The sequence below is a fragment of the Catellatospora methionotrophica genome, from assembly GCF_011297335.1.
GTDB classification, from domain to species: domain Bacteria; phylum Actinomycetota; class Actinomycetes; order Mycobacteriales; family Micromonosporaceae; genus Catellatospora; species Catellatospora methionotrophica.
On record NZ_JAAOTJ010000001.1, the window covers coordinates 257,197 to 277,683 of the forward strand.

Annotated in this window: 12 protein-coding genes and 1 pseudogene; 3 read left to right on the top strand and 10 right to left on the bottom strand. The window is 72.8% G+C overall.

The annotated features are described in order from the left end of the window. Positions 1 to 15 precede the first annotated feature (15 nt). The 4 genes and pseudogenes from HAV40_RS01320 to HAV40_RS01335 form a co-directional block, all read right to left on the bottom strand. The gene (locus tag HAV40_RS01320; RefSeq protein WP_239086254.1) at positions 16 to 225 is read right to left on the bottom strand and encodes a ferredoxin; all 210 of its coding nucleotides are present in this window, start codon (positions 223 to 225) and stop codon (positions 16 to 18) included. After that, the gene (locus tag HAV40_RS01325) at positions 222 to 1,418 is read right to left on the bottom strand and encodes a cytochrome P450 (RefSeq protein WP_166378135.1); all 1,197 of its coding nucleotides are present in this window, start codon (positions 1,416 to 1,418) and stop codon (positions 222 to 224) included. Before HAV40_RS01325 ends, HAV40_RS01320 begins: the two co-directional genes overlap by 4 nt. An 88-nt stretch (positions 1,419 to 1,506) precedes the next feature. After that, positions 1,507 to 2,001, bottom strand: coding sequence for a universal stress protein (locus HAV40_RS01330; RefSeq protein WP_239086256.1), 495 nt, complete (start codon positions 1,999 to 2,001; stop codon positions 1,507 to 1,509). Between the two features lie 440 nt (positions 2,002 to 2,441). Continuing rightward, positions 2,442 to 3,974, bottom strand: a pseudogene (locus tag HAV40_RS01335) (MDR family MFS transporter); the annotation flags it as partial. A gap of 86 nt (positions 3,975 to 4,060) precedes the next feature. On the opposite strand from HAV40_RS01335, the gene HAV40_RS01340 reads away from it, so the two are divergent. Continuing rightward, complete coding sequence (locus HAV40_RS01340; protein WP_203671299.1) at positions 4,061 to 4,654, top strand: TetR/AcrR family transcriptional regulator; 594 nt, start codon at positions 4,061 to 4,063, stop codon at positions 4,652 to 4,654. Positions 4,655 to 4,758: 104 nt separating this feature from the next. Further along, positions 4,759 to 6,042, top strand: a complete 1,284-nt coding sequence (locus HAV40_RS01345; protein ID WP_166378137.1) for a lysylphosphatidylglycerol synthase transmembrane domain-containing protein — start codon at positions 4,759 to 4,761, stop codon at positions 6,040 to 6,042. A 95-nt stretch (positions 6,043 to 6,137) separates the two neighbouring features. Here the strand turns inward: HAV40_RS01345 and HAV40_RS01350 are convergent, their stop codons facing one another. The 4 genes from HAV40_RS01350 to HAV40_RS01365 all read right to left on the bottom strand — a co-directional run bounded on the left by HAV40_RS01350 (position 6,138) and on the right by HAV40_RS01365 (position 8,682). Then, positions 6,138 to 6,821 (bottom strand): DUF998 domain-containing protein, encoded by a 684-nt coding sequence (locus HAV40_RS01350; protein ID WP_166378140.1) that lies wholly within the window; start codon positions 6,819 to 6,821, stop codon positions 6,138 to 6,140. Between the two features lie 130 nt (positions 6,822 to 6,951). Continuing rightward, positions 6,952 to 8,133 (bottom strand): MFS transporter, encoded by a 1,182-nt coding sequence (locus HAV40_RS01355; RefSeq protein WP_166378142.1) that lies wholly within the window; start codon positions 8,131 to 8,133, stop codon positions 6,952 to 6,954. 41 nt (positions 8,134 to 8,174) lie between these two features. Next, positions 8,175 to 8,510 carry a DUF3140 domain-containing protein gene (locus HAV40_RS01360; protein ID WP_166378144.1) on the bottom strand — a complete coding sequence of 112 codons (336 nt, stop codon included), beginning with the start codon at positions 8,508 to 8,510 and terminating at the stop codon, positions 8,175 to 8,177. Then, positions 8,500 to 8,682: a hypervirulence associated TUDOR domain-containing protein gene (locus tag HAV40_RS01365; protein ID WP_409364968.1), complete on the bottom strand. Its 183-nt coding sequence runs from the start codon at positions 8,680 to 8,682 to the stop codon at positions 8,500 to 8,502. Before HAV40_RS01365 ends, HAV40_RS01360 begins: the two co-directional genes overlap by 11 nt. A gap of 132 nt (positions 8,683 to 8,814) precedes the next feature. Between HAV40_RS01365 and HAV40_RS01370 the strand changes: the two genes are divergently transcribed. Beyond that, entirely contained in the window at positions 8,815 to 10,158 is a 1,344-nt protein-coding gene (locus HAV40_RS01370) for a vWA domain-containing protein (RefSeq protein ID WP_166378149.1), read from the top strand. A 69-nt stretch (positions 10,159 to 10,227) separates the two neighbouring features. Here HAV40_RS01370 and HAV40_RS01375 read toward each other — a convergent pair whose 3' ends face one another. Continuing rightward, complete coding sequence (locus tag HAV40_RS01375) at positions 10,228 to 13,548, bottom strand: Tc toxin subunit A-related protein (protein WP_166378151.1); 3,321 nt, start codon at positions 13,546 to 13,548, stop codon at positions 10,228 to 10,230. Then, the gene (locus tag HAV40_RS01380; protein ID WP_166378153.1) at positions 13,545 to 20,486 is read right to left on the bottom strand and encodes a neuraminidase-like domain-containing protein; all 6,942 of its coding nucleotides are present in this window, start codon (positions 20,484 to 20,486) and stop codon (positions 13,545 to 13,547) included. The genes HAV40_RS01375 and HAV40_RS01380 overlap by 4 nt, the downstream gene beginning before the upstream one ends. Between the last annotated feature and the right edge of the window lies 1 nt (position 20,487).

Sequence of the window (20,487 nt, forward strand, 5' to 3'; positions counted from 1 at the left end):
GGCCTGCCAGCGGGGTCAGGGTTCGGTGAGGTCGATGGCGGCGGCGGGGCAGTTGTAGGCGGCCTCGCGGACGGCGTCGTACTCGGACTCGGGCGGTTCGGGCTGGCGCAGGACGACCAGGCCGAGTTCCTCGTCCTGGTCGAAGACCTCGGGCGCGGTGCGTACGCAGTTGCCCGAGCCGCAGCACGCGTCCCGGTCGACGGCGACCCGCAGCCGTCCGCTCACCACGTCACCGGCAGCCGCTGCACCCCGAACACGACCGCGTCGCGGTAGCGCACCTGGTCGGGCGTGACCGCCAGGGCCAGGCCGGGCAGCCGGGTGATCATTTCGGACAGGGCGATGCGCAGCTCGGCGCGGGCCAGCGGCTGGCCGATGCACTGGTGGATGCCGAAGCCGAACGCCATGTGCTGGTGCGAGCCGCGGTGCAGGTCGAACGCGTCGCCGTCGGGGAACACGGCGGCGTCGCGGTTGGCCGCCGACAGCAGCGCGATGACGCCCTCCCCGGCGGCGATCGGGTGCCCGCCGACAGCGGTGTCGGCTGTCGCGACGCGGGTCAGCCCGGTCCGCACGATGGTCAGGTAGCGCAGCAGCTCCTCGACGGTGTCGTCGATCAGCTCGGGCCGCTCCCGCAGCTGGCGCAGCTGCTCCGGGTGTTCGAGCAGCACCAGCGCGCTCAGGCCGATCATGTTGGAGGTGGTCTCGTGCCCGGCGATGAGCAGTAGCACCGACAGGCCGACCAGCTCCTCCTCGGTCATCTCGCCGGTGGCGACGCGCTCGGCGGCCAGGCGGCTGATCATGTCCTCGCCGGGTTCGCCGCGCCGGACGGCGATGAGCCGGGTCAGGTATTCGCGCATCTCCTCGATCGCGTCGCGGACCTGCTCGGGCGGGCTCGACCAGGCCAGCAGGATGCGGCTGCGCTCCTGGAAGTAGTCGTGGTCGGCGTACGGGACGCCGAGCAGGTGGCAGATCACCATCGACGGGACCGGCAGCGCGAAGTGCTCGACGAGGTCGGCGGGCTGCCCGGCGGCGCGCAGTTCGTCGAGGGCGTCGACGACGGTCTGCCGGATCAGCGGCTCCAGCGTGCGGATGTGCTTGATCATGAACTCGGGCGTGAGCATGCGGCGGAACTTCGTGTGTTCCGGCGGGTCCATCCGGATCAGCGAGCCGTCCGGGCGGCGCGGCATGTCCTCGGGCATCGGCCGGATCAGCGGGAAGCCGGGCCGGGTGAAGTCGCTGGAGAAGTCCGGGCTGCGCAGCAGTTCACGCAGGTGCTCGTGCCGGGTGAACAGCCAGGCCTGCTGGCCGGTCGGCAGCTGCACCCGGCCCACCCCGTCCGGGCCGAGGTCCGGCAGCAGCGGTTCGAGCCCGGCGTTGCCGAACGGGTACGTCGGTACGCTCGTGGCCAGTGTGTCGGACATGTCAGACTCCCCCGTCGAACCGCCAGGACCTCTCCAAGTTACTAGCGTTCGCACCTTTTGGCAGGTTTCTGGCCGACCGGCCGGCTGGTCAGGGAACCACGACCACCGGCCAGCGGCCCTGCTTGACCAGCCGGGTCGCCACCGAGCCGACGAACCGGTGCCCCGCCTGCGCGGACGCGCCGACGACCAGCATGTCCGCTTTCAGCTCGTCGGCGGCGGCCCGCAGCTCGGCGTACGCGTCCCCGCGCCGCACCACGAAGGTGACCGGCAGGTCCATCTCCTCGGCCGCCCGGCGCACCTGTTCGCGCAGCTCGGCCGCCAGTTCCTCAGCCGTCTCGACGACCGCGGCGGCGGCCTGGCCGTAGATCGCCCCGACCAGCCCGGCGTGCTCCCCCACGAAGACCACCACCAGGCGGCTGCGCTGCCTGCGGGCCAGCCCGGCGGCGTAGGCGGCGGCCCGTTCCGAGGTCGGGCTGCCGTCCACGCCGACCATGATCACGCGGGGTCCGTCGGTGCCCCGCTCGAAGGCGCACGGGGCGGCCGCCGGTCCGTAGTGCTCGGCGCGCTGCTGCGGGACGTCCACGGTCCGGCCCTCCTCGCTCAGGCCCGGCCGTGCCGGGACGATGCGGTCCGACCGTCGGCGGCCGCCGCGTGCGGGCGGGCCGTGGTCGGCAGGTCACCCGGGATCGGGCCGAAGCCGTGGGGCACCCGAACCGCCGCCGGTCCGTAGCCGTAGGACGGCGCACCCTCGGGCGAACGCTCACCGGCCTGCGCCGGGACGTACTGCCCGTGGCCTCGGCTCGTCGCGGCAGCCTGCGTGCGACCGTCGGCGTGCGGCGGCCACGGGCTGGACGGCGCGTAGGCGAACGCGGGAGCCGGCGTGTGCGGCCGGGCGGTTACGTGGCCGTGCGCCGGTTCCGGGGTGCGGGCGTGGGCCATCGCCGGAGCGTGGGCGGGTGTCGGGCGATGCGAGCGGGCGTCGGCGTGCGACGGGACCTGGGCCGGGGCGGGCTCCGGGGCGGTCGGGACGGGGGCCTCGACGCCGGAGCGCAGCACGATCTCGGGCAGCAGCAGGGCGGCGATGACGCCGACCACGCCGATCGCGGCGGAGATGAGGAAGATGTGGCCGGTGGCGTCGCCGTACGCCTCGCGCACGATCGTCTGGGCGGCGGGCGGCAGCGCCTTGAGGTTGAGCGAGCCGCCGCCCGAGCCCGCGGGCAGTCCCGCCGCGGCCAGGTGCGCGGCGATGATCGACTGGACCCGGTTGGCCAGCACGGCGCCGAGCACCGAGACGCCGATGGTGCCGCCGAGCGAGCGGAAGAAGGTCACCGAGCCGGTGGCCGCGCCCAGATCCTTGAGCGCGGCGGTGTTCTGCACCGCGAGCACCAGGTTCTGCATGGTCATGCCGACACCCAGGCCGACGAGCAGCATGCCGGTGCCGATCATGGCCAGCGGCGTGTCGTGGTCGATGAACGACAGCCCGGCGAACCCGGCGACCAGCACGATCGCGCCGGTGACGATGTACGGCTTGACCTTGCCGGTCTTGGTGACCAGGCGGCCGGTGACTGTCGAGGAGATCAGGACGCCGAGCATCATCGGCATGGTGAGCAGTCCGGCCTCGGTCGGGGTGTAGCCGCGGCCGATCTGGAAGTACTGCCCGAGGAACACGGCACCGCCGAACATGGCCATGCCGACCGCGAGGCTGGCGACGATGGACAGCGCCGGCACCCGCTTGCTGATCACGGTGATCGGAACGACCGGGCTCTCCGCCCGCAACTCGACCCACACCGCCGCCGCCAGCACCAGCACCGCCGCGCCGACCATGGCGAACGTCTGCCACGAAACCCAGTCGAACGAGTTGCCGACGAACGACACCCACACCAGCAGCGTGCTGACACCGATGGCGATCAGCGCCGCGCCGACGTAGTCGATCTTCGCCTTGATCCGGTGCCCGCGGGGCAGGTCGAGGGTCAGCCAGAGCAGCGCGAAGGCGATCGCGGCGATCGGCACGCCGACGAAGAAGCACCAGCGCCAGCCCAGCCAGGAGGTGTCCACGATCACGCCGCCGAGCAGCGGCCCGGCCAGCGTCGCCACGGCCATCACGCCGCCCAGGTAGCCGTTGTAGCGGCCGCGCTCGCGCGGCGGGATCATCGCCGCGATCACGATCTGCACCAGGGCCTGCAGGCCGCCGACGCCGATGCCCTGCACGGCGCGGGCCGCGATGACCTGGTTGGTGTCCTGCGCGAAGCCGCTCAGCAGCGAACCGATCACGAAGATCACGATCGCGATCTGGACCAGGAGCTTCTTGCTGAACATGTCCGCCAGGCGGCCCCAGACGGGGGTGGTGGCGGTCGCGGCGAGCAGGGTCGCGGTGACGATCCAGGTGTACTGCGTCTGCGTGCCGTTCAGCTCGCCGACGATACGCGGCAGCGCGGTGGAGACGATGGTCGAACTGATCATGGCGACGAACAGCACGAGCAGCAGCCCGCTCAGGGACTCCAGGATCTCGCGGTGGCCCATGCGCAGGTGGCGGGGGGTGTGGCCGGGGTTGCTCATGGCATCGAATATGCACCCGAACTTGCGCAGTGTGCAAAGTTTCCCGATGTGCATTCCGCCACGGCGGCCGGTATCGTCTCCTGCTCGTGGAGCCGACGACGACCCTGCGCGAACGCAAGAAGGAAGCGACCCGCCAGGCGCTGCACGAGGCCGTGCTCCGCCTGGCCGTCGAGCGCGGCCTGGACGCGGTGACCGTGGACGCCATCGCCGACGAGGCCAACGTGTCGCGGCGCACGTTCTCCAACTACTTCGCCAACAAGGAGGACGCCCTCCTCTACGGCGACCGCGTACGCATCGAGCGCCTGCTCGACCTGCTGCGCGCCCGCCCCGCCGGGGAGTCGCCCTGGCAGGCGATGACCGCCGCCGCGCAGACCCAGTTCACGCAGCTCGGCAAGGTCGACCCGAACTGGGTCGCGCAGACCCGGCTGCTGCGCCGCCACCCGTCGCTGCTCGCCCAGCAGGCGGCCGCGCAGGCGACCCTCGAACAGGAGCTCGCCGCCGAGATCGCCGCCCGCGACCCCGGCCATCCCGACGAGCCGGCGCGCTCGCGGGTGCTGGCCGCGGTGTTTATGGCGACGCTGCGCTGCGCGTTCGGCCTGTGGGTCGAGCAGCGTGGCGGGGCAGCCCTGCCCGACGCGGTGCGGGCCGCGTTCGACCGGGCCGCCGAGCCGTTCGCATAACGCGCGGGCCACGTGCCGGTTGACCGGCATTCAGCAAATTTTGCGCTGTGTGCAAGATTACGAGTCGCTCGCCGGGCCGCTCCCGGGCGGTAAGGTCCGTCCTCGTGAAGGCACTTCGCCGGGCATCCGCGCCGAAGGTTTGCCGACGCCGGGCCCGGCCCTACCGGTCCCCGCGCCGGCAGGCCGCGCTACCCGGCGAACGGGCTGCCCGACGTCGCCGCCTGCCACGCCCACCCAGCGCGCCACCTGCGGCGACACCGGACGGCGCCACCACGGCCCCGCCCGCCACACCCGGCTGGCGGCGCTGGCTGCGCAGGCTGCTGCCGGTGGCCGTGGTGGTGCTCGCGCTGCAGACCGTCCGCGGCCAGATCCCCGGGTTCGACGAGATCACCCCCGTGCTCGCCGACAGCGACCTGGCCTGGATCGGCGTCGCGGTACTGGCCGAGGTGCTGTCGATGTCCCTGTTCGCGCGCCAGCACATCAGCCTGCTGCGCGGCGTCGGCGTACGGGCCGGGCTGGGCGCGACGCTGGCGCTGACCTATACGCGCTCCGCGCTGGCTATCTGCATGCCCGCCGGCACCGCCGTGTCGGCCGGGTTCGCGTACCAGCGGTTCCGCCGCTGGGGAGCCGACCGCGAGTCCGCCACCGCTGTCGTGATCATGTCCGGCATCTGCTCGTTCGGGGCGCTGGTGCTGCTGTACGCCGCCGGTTTCCTGCTCGGTTTCCTGGCCGCGCCCGGCCCGACCTGGCAGGAGCAGCCGGTGCTGACCGTCGCGGTGCTGGCCGTCAGCATCGCGGGCGCGGTTCTGCTGATGCGCCAGTTCGCCCGGCCTCACGTGCCGCTGACTGCCGGACCGCTCGACGGGCAGGACGTCGCCTACCGGGCCGCCGCACCGCAAGCGCCCGCCACCGGTCCCGTCGCCTGGCCCGGCCTGATCCGCCGGCAGCTGCAACGGCTCGGCGAGCTGCTGCGCGGCGTCGTGGCGATCGCCGAGAGCATGCCCCGGCGGCACCGCAGCGCGGCGCTGGGCTTCGCGGCACTGAACTGGCTCGGCGACATGGCCTGCCTCGCCGCCGTCGCGCAGGCCTTCCACCTGCCACTCGACCTGCTGCAGCTCGGCACGGTGTACGTCGCCGCGCAGCTGGTCCGGCAGATCCCGATCACGCCGGGCGGCATCGGCGTCATCGAGGCGACGCTGCTCGCCGCGCTGACCGCCGCGGGCGCGGAACCGGCCGCCGCCGCGGCTACCGTGCTCGGCTACCGGCTGCTGTCCTGCTGGCTCGTCATCCCCGCAGGCCTCACCACCTGGACGTTCCTGCGCCGCGCCGACCGCCGCGGACCCGCCACCCGGCCACCGGCCACCGACCCGGCACCGGTCACCGTCTGACCGCTGCCGCGTTCCATGATCTGTTTTCGTGGGCGCTGGCTGTCCCTATAGGGGCGTCCAGCGACCACGAAAACGAATCATGACGGGCTTCGGCGCTACGACGCCGGGGTCGGTGCGTCGTCGGGGGCTGGCACAGCCGCTGCCCGCCACGCCCAGCGGCCCAGTGCCAGCACCGTCAGCACCTCGAAGGTGGCCAGGCCGCGCTCCACGAAGCCGAGCGGGATGACGTCCCACCACGGCGGGCCGGTATACGGCGTGAGCAGGTAGGCGCCGATGATGACGCTGAAGAAGGCGAGGGCGGCCAGGGCGGGGATCGCGGTCAGCCAGACGCTGCCGCGCCAGCGCCGCTCCCGCCGCCACATGACGGTGACCAGCAGGGCACCCAGCGGCAGGCTGAGGAACGCGACGAGGCTCGCCATCCGGTGGATCGTGCCGTGCGTCGACGGGCCCACCGACCAGTCGTGCTTCGGGAAGTACACCACCGCCGCCAGACCTGCCGACCACAGCAGCAGCCCCAGCGAGGCGAACGAGGCGGGCCGGATCAGTTTGGCGTACGCCAGCGCCGCGAACACGGCCAGCGAACCCGCTGCCAGGATGAGCACGCCGAGGTTGAACACCCAGCCCGTCTCGTAGTACGCGTACTCGCTGATGGTCCGCCGGATCGGGCTGATCGCGGCCGTCGGCGGCAGCACGTGCAGCGCGGACACGGCCAGCACCCCGGTGAAGACGGCGGCGAACCCCGCAGCGGCGAACGGGCGAGCAAGTGAGACCGACGACATCCCCCGATCATCGCGCATCGGCGGCGTGCCGGTGGGCCTGCCCGTCGCTGTGCAGTTTCGGGGGCAACGCACCCGTCACGGCACACGATCGTGCAGTTTCCCCGAGACTGCACTGCCGCAGGTGGCCACCTTAGGCGAGCGCCGGTTCCGGGGCTTCGGCCGGAGTCGCGACGCGGCCTGAGCGCCAGGCGAGAGCGCCCGCGAAGATTGCCAGCACAGCGCAGACGGGCCACAGGGCGGCCGGGGCGATGCCGTAGAGCAGTGCGCCGAGCGGGGCGGCGAGCATGGTGCCGCTGGTCGCCGCGCCGGTGTAGAGGCCCTGGTAGCGGCCGGTGAGTTCGGCCGGGGCGCGGTCGAGCACATGCGCGGTGGCGGTGGTCTTGTAGAGGATCTCGCCCGCGGTCAGCACCACCATCGCGGCGATCACGACGGCGGCCGTGGTGCCGAGACCGAACAGCGCCATGCCGACGCCCACCAGCACGTATCCCACCGCGATGATGCCCGCCGCGGGCAGCCGCCGCAGCAGCATGGTCACCGGGATCTCCAGCAGCAGGATCAGCCCCGAGCCGACGGCGAGCACCGCGGCGTACACGGTCAGCTGCTGGCCGTTGTCGCGCAGGTAGACGGGCAGCGTCGAGTAGAGCTGGCGGTAGACGACGTCGACCGCGACGATCGCGGGCAGCAGCATGAGCAGGCCCCGGTCGGCGAACACGCTGCGCCACAGCCCGGCGGGACGCTCCCCGGCGGGGGCGGCCTGCCGCTCGGGCTCGGCCCGCAGCAGCGCCGCGGTGACCGCGCGGACCACCAGGATGACCAGGCCGTCGATGACGAACAGCACGGTGAAGTGCTCCACGGCGAGCAGTGCGCCGACCGGCGGCCCGATGACGCAGCCCGCGTTGAACGCGGCCCGGCTGATGGCGACGGCCCGCCGCCGGTCGCCCGCGGGCACGGCGAGCGCGGTCAGCGCGCCCTGCGAGGTGCCCGCCGTCGCACCGCTGTAGCCGAGCAGCGCCGTCGACAATGCCAGCAGCGCCACGGGGGTCCATGGCATGAGCAGTGTGACGACGCCCGCGACGGTGGAGGCGAGCAGCATGACGCGGCGGTGGCCGTACCGGTCGCCGAACCAGCCGCCGGTGAAGTTGCCCGCGAGCAGCCCGACGCCGAGCGCGCCGCTGATCAGGCCCGCCTGCTCCAGCGGCAGCTGCCGGGGTCCGGTGAGGCAGAGGAACAGGAACGTGAAGACGAACGACCCGGCAGCGTTGACGAATCGTCCGACGGCGAGGATCCATACGACCCGGGGGATGTCACGCACGCACGCACCCTAAGTCGCGTGATCATGATCCCGCAAAGCGGTCACCGGTGCAGCGGGTCGTGGCCCCAGTTCATCAGGGAGTACCGCCAGGGTGTGTCGGTGATGTCGCCGGACGGTCGCTGGGCGAGGTGGCGGTGCACGTATCCGACGACCTTGCGCATGTGGGCGAGGTCGTCGTCGCCGAGGTCGGCCTTCTTCGTGTGCAGCAGGCCGACGATGCGCCGCCCGGAGGCGTGCCCGGTGGACTCGTGACCGCCGTCCTTCTGGCCGACCGCCCGGGAGTCGTCGGTGTCGAGCCACTTCTCCAGCGTGGACGCGGTCATGTTCACGGCCTCGGCGAAGTCGCGGCAGGTCTGGTCGCGGTCGTCAGCGTTCACGGCGTAGCGCCTCGGGTTTGTGCACCGCGTCGCGGCCGGTCTTGTCGCTGGTCACCCGGTACTGCGGGTCGTCTTCCGACGCGGCGACGCTGCGCCCGGCGGCCTCGGTCCGGTCGGTGATCTTCTCGTCGACGGTGCCGTGCACGGTCTGCCCGTGACTGCGCCAGGCCACCTTGTCACCTTTGCGAAGTTTCTTGTTTTCCCCCATGGGTGCCTCCGTTTCCGCAGCAAGCGCCGGTCAAACCCGCTGGACGCGGCCCCCTACTGTGCACCGGGTCCGGTATCGACGCCCGAAGGAGACATCGTGCACATCACCGCCCATCTGGACGTCGACGTCGTCGCCGTGGAGACCGACGACCAGCTGTCGGTGCTCATCGAGCTGACCGCGCCGCCCGCACCTGAGGCCGAGGGTCCGCGACCGCCGTCGACGCTGCAGGTGGTGCTGGACCGCAGCGGGTCGATGGGCGGTGCGCGGCTCGACGGCGCGAAGACGGCTCTGATCAATCTGGTGGACCGCCTCGATCCGCAGGACAATTTCGGGCTGGTCGCGTTCGACGACCGGGTCGAGGTGACCGTTCCGGCCGGGCCGCTCACCGACAAACTCGCCGTCAAGCGGGCCATCGCCGAATTGCAGGCGCGGGGCAGCACGGATCTGTCCGCCGGTTACCTGCGTGGGCTGCAGGAGGCCAAGCGGGTCGCCGGCGCGGGCGGCGCGACGCTGCTGCTGGTGTCCGACGGCCGCGCCAACGCCGGGGTCACCGACCCGGACGCGCTCAGCGGCGTCGCCGCCAAGGCGTACGCGGACAAGGTCACCTCGTCCACCCTCGGTTTCGGACTCGGCTACGACGAGCGGCTGCTGTCGGCGATCGCCCGGGGCGGGGTCGGCAACGAACTGTTCGCCGAGGAGGCCGACACCGCCTCGGCGCTGATCGCCGGTGAGGTCGACGGGCTGCTGTCGCAGACCGCTCAGGCGGCGTCGCTGCAGATCACGCTGTCGCCGCAGGTGCGCGCGGTGCGGATCGCCAACGACCTGCCCGTGACCACGACCGGGAACACGGTGCTGGCCGAGCTGGGCGGCTTCTACGCCGACGAGACCCGCAAGCTGCTGCTGGTCTTCGACATCCCGGCGATCGCCGCGCTCGGCCTGGCCCAGGTCGCGACCTGCGAGTTCACCTGGGTCGAGCTGCCGGGCCTCACCCAGCACACCGTGAGCGTGCCGCTGCACGTCAACGTCGTGCCCGGCGACCAGGCCGCGGGCCGCATCCCGGACCCGGTGGTGCGCACCGAGCTGGTGTACCTGCAGGTGCAGGAGGCCAAGCGCCGGGCGTCGCGGCACCTGAGCGCCGGGGCGTCCGACGCGGCGCTCGCCGAGATCAACCGGGCGCGGGGCGCCGTCACCGACGCCCTGGCCGCGGCTCCGGCCTACCTGCGCGCCGACCTCGACGAGGAGGTGTCGTCGCTGAACTACCTGGCCCAGCAGACCGAACTGGGCATGACCGCGCGGGCGGCGAAGTACTCGTCGGCCGACTCGTCGTACAAGTCGCGCAGCCGGGGCCGGAACCTGCCGCCCGCCACAGGTGGCTACTCGAACGAGCCGCCGTCCGGCGGGAGCACCCCGGGCGAGCCGCCACACCCGCGCCGGAGCTGAGGGGCCGTGGCCAGGGTCCGCATCGGACCCCGGCCGCCGGCCGTCCTCAGAACCCATGACGGGAGGCGCCTACTCGGTGCCCCAGGTGAGCACGAGCCAGGCGTCTTCCAGGCCGGTGCTGTCGAAGTGCCAGGTGAACGCGCCGAGCGCGGGCGGCGGGGTCGCCGCGTCGGGCAGCCTGCCCCACAGCAGCCCGGCCGGAGCGCCGTCCTTGGACAGGTTCAGCACCGGCTGGGTGCCCGCGGCGTCGGCGGTGACGGTGACCGCGCTGGCCGTGCCGGGCTGGGCGAACAGCTCGACGCGGCGCAGCACCGCGCTGGCCGTGTCGGCCCAGAACGGGTAGTGCTCGGGGCGCAGCGTGACCGTGAACGGTGTACGGGCCGCCGCCGGGGCGGAGCGGAACTTCGCCCAGGCCGTCGGGAAGTCCTGGCGCAGCGACAGCAGCCGCACGCTGCCGACCGCGCCCGCTGCCGCGATGCGTTCGGCCAGCGCCGTCTCGGCCGCCTGGCGCAGCGGCAGGCCGCCGTCGCGGGCGGTCAGCCGCACGTGCAGGATCACGTCGGGGATGGCCAGGTAGTCGTGCTGGCGCAGTTTCGGCAGCTCGATGCGCCAGGCGCTGATCGCGCCCTGGCCCTCGAACGGGTCGAGGCGCTCGTCGCGGGCGTTCGGCCCGGCGAAGGTGCCCCAGTCGCCGACCGCGTTGCTGGTCGCGATGGACTCGACGCGGCCGTAGCTGTCCCGGAAGCGTTCGGTGTCCTCGCCGTCGCGCTCGTACGCGCCGTCGGCCAGCTGCGGGGTGACCCGGATGCTGCTGTTGAGCAGGGTCAGGGTGCAGGCGACGGTGGTGTGCGGCCCGGCGCTGGCGGGGATGCTGACCCCGACGGCGCGCAGCCGGCGGAAGTAGTGCCCGGGATAGTCCTGGTCGTACAGGTGCTCGGACAGGTCGACCTCGCAGAAGCCGTCCGTCCGCAGCCGCATCAGGGCTTCGGGGTTGAGCTGGCGCAGGCTGACGTTCTTGGTCAGCTCCAGCTCGCGGCGGTTGAGGTCGTGGTAGGCGTGCTCCATGCGCTTGACGTCGAGCAGCAGCTTCTCCCCCGCGAGCAGCCCTTCGCGGCCGGTGGCGTAGCCGGGCTGCAGGAACGACTGGCCGGGGTCGCCGAGTTCGTACTGCAGGGCGCGCTCGGCCTTGCGGGCGACGTCGGTGGCCAGGCTCAGGCCGGAGTTGTACAGGGCCCGGATCTCCCGGCGCAGCCAGGTGTACAGCGCGGCGGTGCTGGTCTTGGTCGCGCCCTGCACCTTCTCCCCGGCCAGGAACTGCTCGATCTGCTCGGCTTCGGCGATCTGCTGCTGGTGGCTGAGGAACTCCTGCTGGCTGGCGGCCTCGCGGATCTGCGCGGCCCGCCACTGCTTGAGCGTGACCGCGATGTCGCTGAGCGCCTGGTTGCTCTGGTAGGACCAGTCGAGCTGGCGGCGGGCGTACGCGCCGACCTTGCCCGCCACGACCGCGGTGTGCGTGTCGGACTCGGCGCTCTGCTTGTAGCTGGACGAGGCCCAGGAGGCGTGCGCGGCCAGGTTGCCGCCGCCGAAGGAGATGGTGCCGCCGGTGCCGAACGGTTCGAAGCTGGCCCCGAACGTCGGCACCGTGCTGAGCATCGCTGCGAGGGTGTCGCCCTCGATCGCCATGTCCCGGTGCGCCTGCGCGGCCTTGAGGAACTGCAGCTCCTTGGCCTCGTACGAGGAGATGAGCTTGCCGTCGGCGTCGGTGAGGTTCTTGGCGATGTCGACGTCGAGCGGGCGCGGCTGCGGGGCGGGGTCCTCGCTGGAGGTGAACCGCAGTTTCGCCATCGCGGCGCGGTCGAGGTCGTCCAGGCCCGGCACGGTGATCTCGGCGTCGGCCTTGCCGAGCTGGAGTTCGTAGTAGCGGTAGCGGGTCAGCGCGGACGCGAACGACTTCTCCACGCCCTCGCGGGCCTTGATGGCCTCCTGCCACTGCTGGAAGCGGACCAGTTCGGTGCGCTGGAGCAGGCTGCGCTCGAAGCGGGCGCGCAGCGCGTACAGCGTCTCGGCGTCCTGCTTCTCGATCGCCGACAGCAGGTGCGCACCGAGTGAGCTGACGTCCTGGGCCAGTTCGGTGGCCTTCTGCACGAGCAGCGCGAAGCGGACCAGCGGCGCGGGCTGGTGCAGCCCGGCGAGCACCGAGGAGATGTCCAGCCCGGCGGCGGCGGCCTTGGCCAGCAGCGCCGGGTCGATGGGCGGGTCGAACAGCGGGAGCTGGCGGAAGATCCCCTGCAGGTTCAGGCTGTTGCGGATCTTGAAGAGGCGGTCGGCGACGGTGTCCCAGTAGCCGAGCAGCTTCTCGTTGGGCGGCACGCAGAAGTACAGCGCCCCGCCGATGCTGGCGACGGTCTGCAGCGCGGCGGCGTCCGACGGGGCGCTGGGCGCGGGCAGCTGGTCGAACGGGATGTCGACCTCCAGCTCGGTGAACGTGTTGCCGAGCGCGTCGAGTTTGGGGCGCAGCGACTCGTACGACTGCGGCTGCTGCCAGCCCTTGCGCGGCACCGCCTGCGGGCGCGGGCCGAGCAGCTGCGCGGCGAGCACGTACAGCTGGGTGGCCTCGCCGATGGATTCGCCGCTGTCCTCGGCGAACAGCAGGTCGCCCCACGCGATGAGGTTGTCCAGGTACAACATCACGGTCTTGACCATGTAGGCGCTCTGCCGCCAGCGGGCCACCACGTGCGGGCGGAACGGGTGGTCCTTCCAGTCGTGGATGGCGGCCAGGGTGTCTTCGAGCAGCTTCTTGTCGGCCTGGGTGGACAGGTTGGCCAGCACCTTCTCGATGCTGACGACCTCCAGTTCGTGGAAGCGCCGCACCTTCCAGAACCGCATCGGCGACGGGTCGACGCTGACCGCGGTCGGGTCGAAGACGTAGTGCAGCCAGCGCTGGCAGTCCTCGTGGCGCTGGGCGCGCATCAGGTGCGTCGCGATGGCGATCGGCACGTGGTAGAAGAGTTCCCAGTTGTAGCAGGAGTACGCGCCGGTGGCGGTGAAGTCGAGGTCCTTGACGGGCCGGTCGCCGGTGATCCGGGCGCCGGGCGCGTACGCGGCGAAGAACTCCTCGTACAGGCGCGGCCGGGGCCGCCCGTCGGGCAGGGTAGTCACCTTGCCGTCGGGGGTGCGCAGGTAGTCGGTGTCGGCGGCCTGCAGCCCGCTGACCGAACGCTCGACGAGTTCGTGGATCAGCTCGTGCACGTAGGGGTGGAAGTGGCCGAAGAACCGGTACGCCATCTCCCGCTCGACGACCGTCGTTCGATTGATCTTGTAGACGCCGAGCTGGCTCGACAGCGCGGTGCCCCCGTGGAACTGCTGGGTGAGCTGGTCCTTGAGGTTCACAGCGCGCCTCCGGCGAAGAAGTGCCCGCCCTGCGGGCCGATGACGGTGTCGCCGTAGGCGACGGTCGCGCCCAGCGCGGTGACCGTGTCGAACTTGGGGTTGATCTCGTACAGCACGCGCGGGTCGACCTCCCACTGCGGCGGGCCGGGCGGCACCGGCACGTGCGCGACCAGCGGCGGCAGCTCGAAGTGCGGTTCGATCAGCGGGTTGGTGAAGATGAGCCGGTCGCCCTGCTCGATGGTGCGCTCGGTCAGCCGCGGCTCGACGTAGAACGTGGCGTGCTCGTCGGCGACGAAGAACGGCAGCACCAGGCTCCCGACGTCGGACGGCATCCCGCCGATCGGCGTGCCGTTGGTGACCAGGGTGTACTCGGAGATCTTGCCGAGGATCGCCAGCTTGGTCGGGCAGGCGGGCTGCACGACGCCGCTCTTGGTGGTGATCTTCTCGACGTAGAACGACGACAGCGCGCCCTTGCCGTCCCAGCGGCCCTGGTCGCTGTCGGTCAGCTCGGCGAACGGCGGGCGCGGCGGCTGCGCGGCCGTCTTCAGCGTCGGGGTCGCGTGCCTGCTGATCAGCCGGAACGCCGTGTTGAGCCGGCCGGTCAGGTGGATCCACACGGCCCCGTCGGCGGCCGTGGTGGCGTGCACGTGCTCGTCCTTCGCGTCGAACGACACGATCTTCCCGAGTGGCACCTTCATGACGTCGGTCGACCCGGCCGGGCTCCAGTCCCGGCCGAAGCGGTGCGTCCAGCCGAGCTTGACGTTGACCGACAGCAGCGCGTTCAGGCCGCTCAGCTGGTCCAGTGTCAGCGTGGCCGCGCCTGACCCGCCGAGCCCGCTGGTGTCGGGCTTGCCGGGTTCGGGCACGAAGGTCACCCAGAACAGGTGCACCCGGTCGCGCCACTTCGCGATGGCGACGTGATCGCCCTCGATCTCGGCGGTGACCGGCACCCACGGCGTCCACGAGCGGTGCGCCAGGGTGCGGTAGAAGTACTTGTGCGGCGCGGCGAACGTACGCCCGACGACGTGCACGACGTTGTCGGACGGGTCGACGGCCTGCTCGACGTACATGGCGCGGATGTCGAGGCGGGCGATCTCGTCGAGGCCGCGCAGGTAGCCGAACAGCGCGTCCTCGGCGTCGTCGTTGGTCAGGTCGGTCTGCGTCAGCGCGCTTTCCATCTCGGCGAACAGGTGCGTCTTGTCGTCGCGGAACTCCGGCTCCAGCCAGTTCGGCGTCCACACCAGGATCTTGAGGTTGGCCTCGCTGACCCGGTAACGCTTCATCCAGGCGAAGTGCGCGGCGTCGATCGCCGACGGGCTCACCTTCGGTTCCAGGTTGAGCAGGCAGCGCTGGATGAACAGCTGCACCGACGAGATCGCCTGGCGCAGCCGGGAGGTCTGCACGACGGGTTCGGTGCCGGGGTCGACGAGGAAGATCTCGTACAGCGATTCCAGGCGGTCCAGGTTCATCGCCTGGAGCAGGTGCGCGACGAGCGCGTCCCGGCGGGCCTGGCGCAGCCGGTCGGCGATCGGCTTGACCACGGCCCGCCACACGTCGGGCTCGTAGCGGGCCCGCAGCGTGTCGCGGATGCCCTGCGCGACGGCGGCGTCGGGCTCCGGGTTCGCCCACGCCGACAGCGCCACGGGGCTGACCCCGAACCGGCCCGCGAGCTGCAGCAGTTGCCACAGCCGGGCCAGGCCGCGCTCGTCGGCCAGCGCGGCGGCCTCGACGCCGAACGGGTCGCCCGCGCCGACGGCGGCGGTGACGCCGAGCAGGTCCATCGCCGCGCGCACGGCCGCCGGATCGCGCCGGGTGACCGCGCCGACCGCCGCCGCGAGCCCGGCCAGGGTCGCCTCGCGCGCGTCGGCGGCGGCGACCTCCGCCGGGAAGGTGCGGCGCGCGGCCGCGAACAGCGGCGTCAGGTCGGTGCCCAGCTCACCCTTCAGCCGGGCGTACGCACCAAGCCGCAGCACCTGCCCGAACAGTGCCCGCGCCCGCACGTCGGTGTCGTCGGCGGCCCGCGTCGGCAGCTCCCCCAGGTCCAGCCCGCCGAAGTCGGCCGGATGGGTGAGCAGGTGCGCGGCCTCGGCCGCGCCGATGCCGAGCGCGCCGAGCAGCGCCGTCGCCTTGCCCAGCACCAGGTGTGCCCGGTGCAGCGCGTCGACGCCGTCACGCGGGTAGCTGACCAGCTGCGTCACCGGCCCCCTGGGCACCGTCTCGCCCTGTACCAGCAGCAGGGGCGCGGCGGCCCCGGCGGCGCGGACGGTGATCGCGTAGGGCTGGCCCGCCTTCAGCTCCGTGAACGCCGACGGTTCGGGCGTGGCGGCGGACGTGGTGGTGTGCAGCAGCGCGTCGGTCAGGTGCTCGAACCGCACCGACACCGGCGTGCCGACCGGCAGTCCCGCGACCGTGAACCGGTACGGCCCGTTCGCCGGGACCTCGACGTAGCCGGACAGCGTGACGGCCCCGCCGGACGTGTCCGTGCTCAGCCCCGGCCCGGCCGCGCCCGCGTATGCGCCGAGCAGCGCCTGACCGGGCTGGTCGGGCCGGTCGAGCAGCGCGGGCGTGGTCAGCAGCGACGCGGCGAACGCGGGGTCGGCGCCCAGGTCGGCGGCGACGGCATCGATCACGGCCTGCCGGGTGAGCCGGTCCCGCAGGTACGGCAGCAGCGCCCCGGCGAGCAGGGCACGCCGGTCGCGGTCGGCGGCGGCGGTCAGCGGCGGCGCGGCGAACAGCACGTCGAAGTCGGCCGCCGCGAGGAACCCGGCCTCGCCGACCCCGGGCACGCTGGTGCGCAGCAGATGCCGGTCGAACAGCGCCCGGCCCTGCGCCTGCACGTCGTCGAGCAGCGCGGCCAGGTACGCGGGCTGCGGACCGGTGACCGCGGCCAGCAGCACGGCCCGTTCGCCGTCGCGCAGCACCCCACGGTGCACGAGCTGCTGCTCCTGGCGTACCGGGTCGTAGACGACGGTGACCTGCGGCAGTGCGGCGAACGCGGCCGGGTCGAGGGCGTCGGGCGGGGCGACCGGCCGGACCGCTCGCAGCGGCACGGTGTCGGTCCACATGCCGAACAGGGCCTCGGTGACGTCGGGCGGGAACACCAGCGCCAGCCGCGCCCGCAGCACGTCGTCGGTGAACAGCGCCGGGTCGGCGGGCAGGGCGTGCTCGGCCCTGATCCGGGTGACCTCGGCCGCGAGGCCGCGCAGCAGCGCGAACGGCGGCTCGGCGGCGGCCCGGTACGTGCCCAGCGGGTCGAACCGGTGCCGCAGCAGGTAGTTCAGCCGTTCGACGCCGACGTCCTTGACCGCGCGCACCGCGTCGACGAACGCCATGGTCCGCGTGAACACGTGGTCGTCGGCGAGGTCGGCGACCGGGGCGGCGGCGGCCGGGGTGAACGGGTCCAGGCCGGTCAGCCCCTGGAGAGTGAGCAGATCCGCGACGGGCAGTTTCAGCAGCCGGGCCAGCAGCCCGTGCCGGTGCAGCACCGACACGACCGGGATGGTCAGCGGCGCGTCGGCGACCGTGTACGCCGTGGCGGCGGCCAGGATCGCCGCGATGTCGTCGGCGGTCAGCCGCAGCGCCGACTGCACCGCGGCCAGGTGGTCGGCGAGCAGCACCGTCGGGTCGGACAGGTAGTCGCCCAGCGGGTGGTCGAACGCCGGGTCGGCGTCGGGCGCCGCGCCGGAGCGGAACAGCTCGGTGTAGCGCTGGTCGTCGAGGTCCGCCCACAGGGCCAGCAGGTCGGTGCGGCCGCGCTTGCCCGCCTTGAGGTCGGTGGCGAGCACGTCGAGGTGGGCCAGGCCGAGCAGGGCGCTGCGCAGCGCCGCGCCGACCGTGGCGGGGGTGCGCGGGTCGGGCGTGGACGGCAGGAACGTCAGCAGGGCCCGGTCGAGGTCGGCGATCGGCCAGCGCAGCCGCCGCTGGAGCCGTACGAACAGGTTGAGCAGCAGGAAGTCCAGCGGCTGGGCGGCGCTGCCGTCGAGGTGGCGCAGGACCGTGTTGGTGAAGCCGGGGTCGGTGCCGGGATCGGCGAGCACCAGGACGTTACCGAGCGCGGTGAGATCCACGCCTTGCAGCCAGGTGACGCCGTCGGGGCCGAGCTTGGCCTCCAGGGCGGCCTGCTCCTCGGCGGTGAACGGCGCGTGCCCGGCGGCGGCCCGGTAGCGCAGCGCGTCCTCCATGTCCAGGTCGAGGCGGCGCAGCGTGGCCAGCGCGTGCAGACCGGGGTTGGCGAAGCCGGTGCGGACCAGGGCGACCAGCTCGCGGTAGGAGACGCCGAGCCGCCGGGACAGGGTGACCGCGCCGGACAGCTCGGTCAGCGCCTGGGCCTGCGTGACGGTGCCGTCGTAGCCGTACAGGCCGGTCCAGGTGGGCAGCGGGTTCGGGTCGGTGAGCAGGCGCTGCTCGTCGGGGGTCAGGCCGAGGCGTTCGAGAAAGACGGCAGCGCGGCCGTAAGGTTCGGCACCGGCCGGGTAGAGCGCGTCGGTGGGGCGCAGCGTGTCCAGCAGCGTCCACAGGGGCGCGTCGAAGTGGCCGCAGAACTCGCGCACCGTGGCCAGGAACAGGTCGAACGGCAGGGTCAGCGGGTAGCGGGCGGCCTTGAGCGCGGTGTACGCCTTGGCGAGCTGGTTGGCGGGTTCGGCGATCAGGTTCTCGCTGGTCGCGTTGCCGGTGTCGTAGACCGGCATGCCGACCAGGGTGCTCTCGGCGGTGTACTGCTCCAGGATCTCGTTGACGATGTCCAGGTAGGGCAGCGCCGTGTTGGTGTTCTCACAGGTCAGCGGCAGCTTCGGCAGGTCGGGGCGGCGCTGGGTGAGCACCTCGTACGGCGTCATCGGCGCCGGTTCGCCGTCGGCCTTCCAGGTCGGCACGTCGGCGTACGGGTACGGCGCGCCGCCGTGCGCGGTCTTCCAGTCGGCCAGCCGCTTGGCCCACACCTCGGGCGCGGGGTCCAGGAATCGCAGCAGGTTCACCAGGTACGCGGCCGGGCCGAGGATCGAGCGGCAGTGGTCGCACTCGCAGAAGTCCATCGAGCCGAACAGCGTCTCCAGCGTCGGATACTGCTTGATCAGCTCGTTCTTCGCCTCCTCGACGGCGGCGGCGGGCGGACTGGCCACCGGCAGCACGACCTCGGTCCCGGCCTGCTGCACCACCCCGAGGAAGCTGTACACGACCGTGGTGACCTGCTGCGCCTTGCGGTAGATCCGGTCGGCGACGTACCGGTCGGCGAACAGGTGCGCCTTGGTGTCCATGAACGTCTCGTAGGACACGGCGGTGACGTCGAACGCCGAGCCGTAACCGGCGTGCAGCATCGCCTGCATCGACTCGTCGTCGGGCGTGACCTGGTACAGCCGGGCCAGTGTCTTGACCTGCGCGGTCGTCTGGGTGATCTGCTCCTCGCCCATGCCGGCGAACAGCTCGCCGCCGTGCTCGGCCAGGAACGTGTTGACCGGCGTACGGCCGAGCGCGAAGCCGTGCCGGTTCGCGGCCGTGTCCAGCACCCGCGCGACGTCGCCCTTGACCTCGTCGTGCCGCAGCCGCAGCGCCCCGGTGGCGACCATGTCCCCGACGACCTGCGTCGGATACGACAGCCGCACCTTGCGCGCCATGTCGGCGGCGTACGCGGTGAGCCGATGCGCGGTGTCCGCGCCGTCGTAGGCGGGCGGGATCAGGGCGTCCAGCCGCTCGGGGTCCTGACCGGCCAGTGCGGTGACCCGCTCGGACCAGCGCTCGGGGCGGTAGAGGCCGTCGCGGACCAGGGCTGGGCCGAGGTCGTCCGGGGTCCGCACGTCGCGTTGCAGGTCGCCGATCAGGTCGGCGTTGTTGAGGGTCAGGTGCGCCAGGCGGGCGCTGGTGCGCAGCGTGTCGGTGGGCAGGCCGCGCTGCTCGGCGGCCTGCCAGAAGCCGTCGACGTCGGCGGCGCGGCCGTGCTCGGCGAACAGCGTCTCCAGCACCCCGGCCTGCTCCTGCGGCAGCTTCGTGGCCGCGAGCACGTCGCCCCAGCTGGATACGGTGCCCGCGCTGACCAGCCGCCGCCGGATCTTCCCGGCATACGCCTCGTGCGCCTGGACCGCGCCCCGGATCTGCTCCTCGTCGAGGGCGACGACCCCGGCCTCGGCCGCGTTGCGCAGCGCGCGGTCCACGGCGTCGGCCCCTACGCGGGCCAGCTGCACCGGGTCGGTGGGCAGCCCGGCGCGCAGCATCCCGTACAGGGCGGGCGGCTCCACACCGGTGCCCCGCGACAGCCGGTCGGCGGTCGCTGCCAGGGCCAGCAGCCGCGCGTCCCAGCTCGTCGCCGACGACAGCAGGGTCAGGTCGTTGGTCGCGCCGTCCTCGACCGCGCCGCGCAGCCGGGCGTCGCCCAGGTGCGGGCGCACGTCGGCGTCGAGCCGGGAGTACTCGGCGGCCAGCGGCCGCAGCGCGGCGGGCACGACCAGGTTCAGCGGCCCGTCGAGCCGGTCCCGCAGCCCGTGCCGCACAGCGGTGAGGCGGGTCTCGACGCCCTCCCCGGCCTGGCGCACGATCGTCCGCGCCCGCACCCGGTCGGCCACGCCGAGCTGCAACGCCTCCTCGACCTGCCCGGCCCGGCGCAGGTCAGCCAGGTCACCGCCCCGACCCGGGCCGCCGCCCAGCGCGTCCGCGACGGACACACCGCCGCGCAGCACGTCGGCGGCGTGCGGATCGAGCCGGACCGTCGGCTCGTCGCCGTCGGCCGGACGCTCGGAGCGCGACACCCGGCCGTCGTCAGCGGTGACCGCGCGGACCTCCAGGTTGACCGGGCCGTCGCGTTCGACGGTCACCGCGTACGCGCCGTCGCCGCCGGTCTGCGTCTCGGCGAGCACGTCGGCCCGGCCGTTGAACCCGACGCTGACGAACCGCAGCGTCACGTCCGGGGCGGGCCGCCCGTCGTCGAAATAGGCGCGGCCGCTGATCTGCATG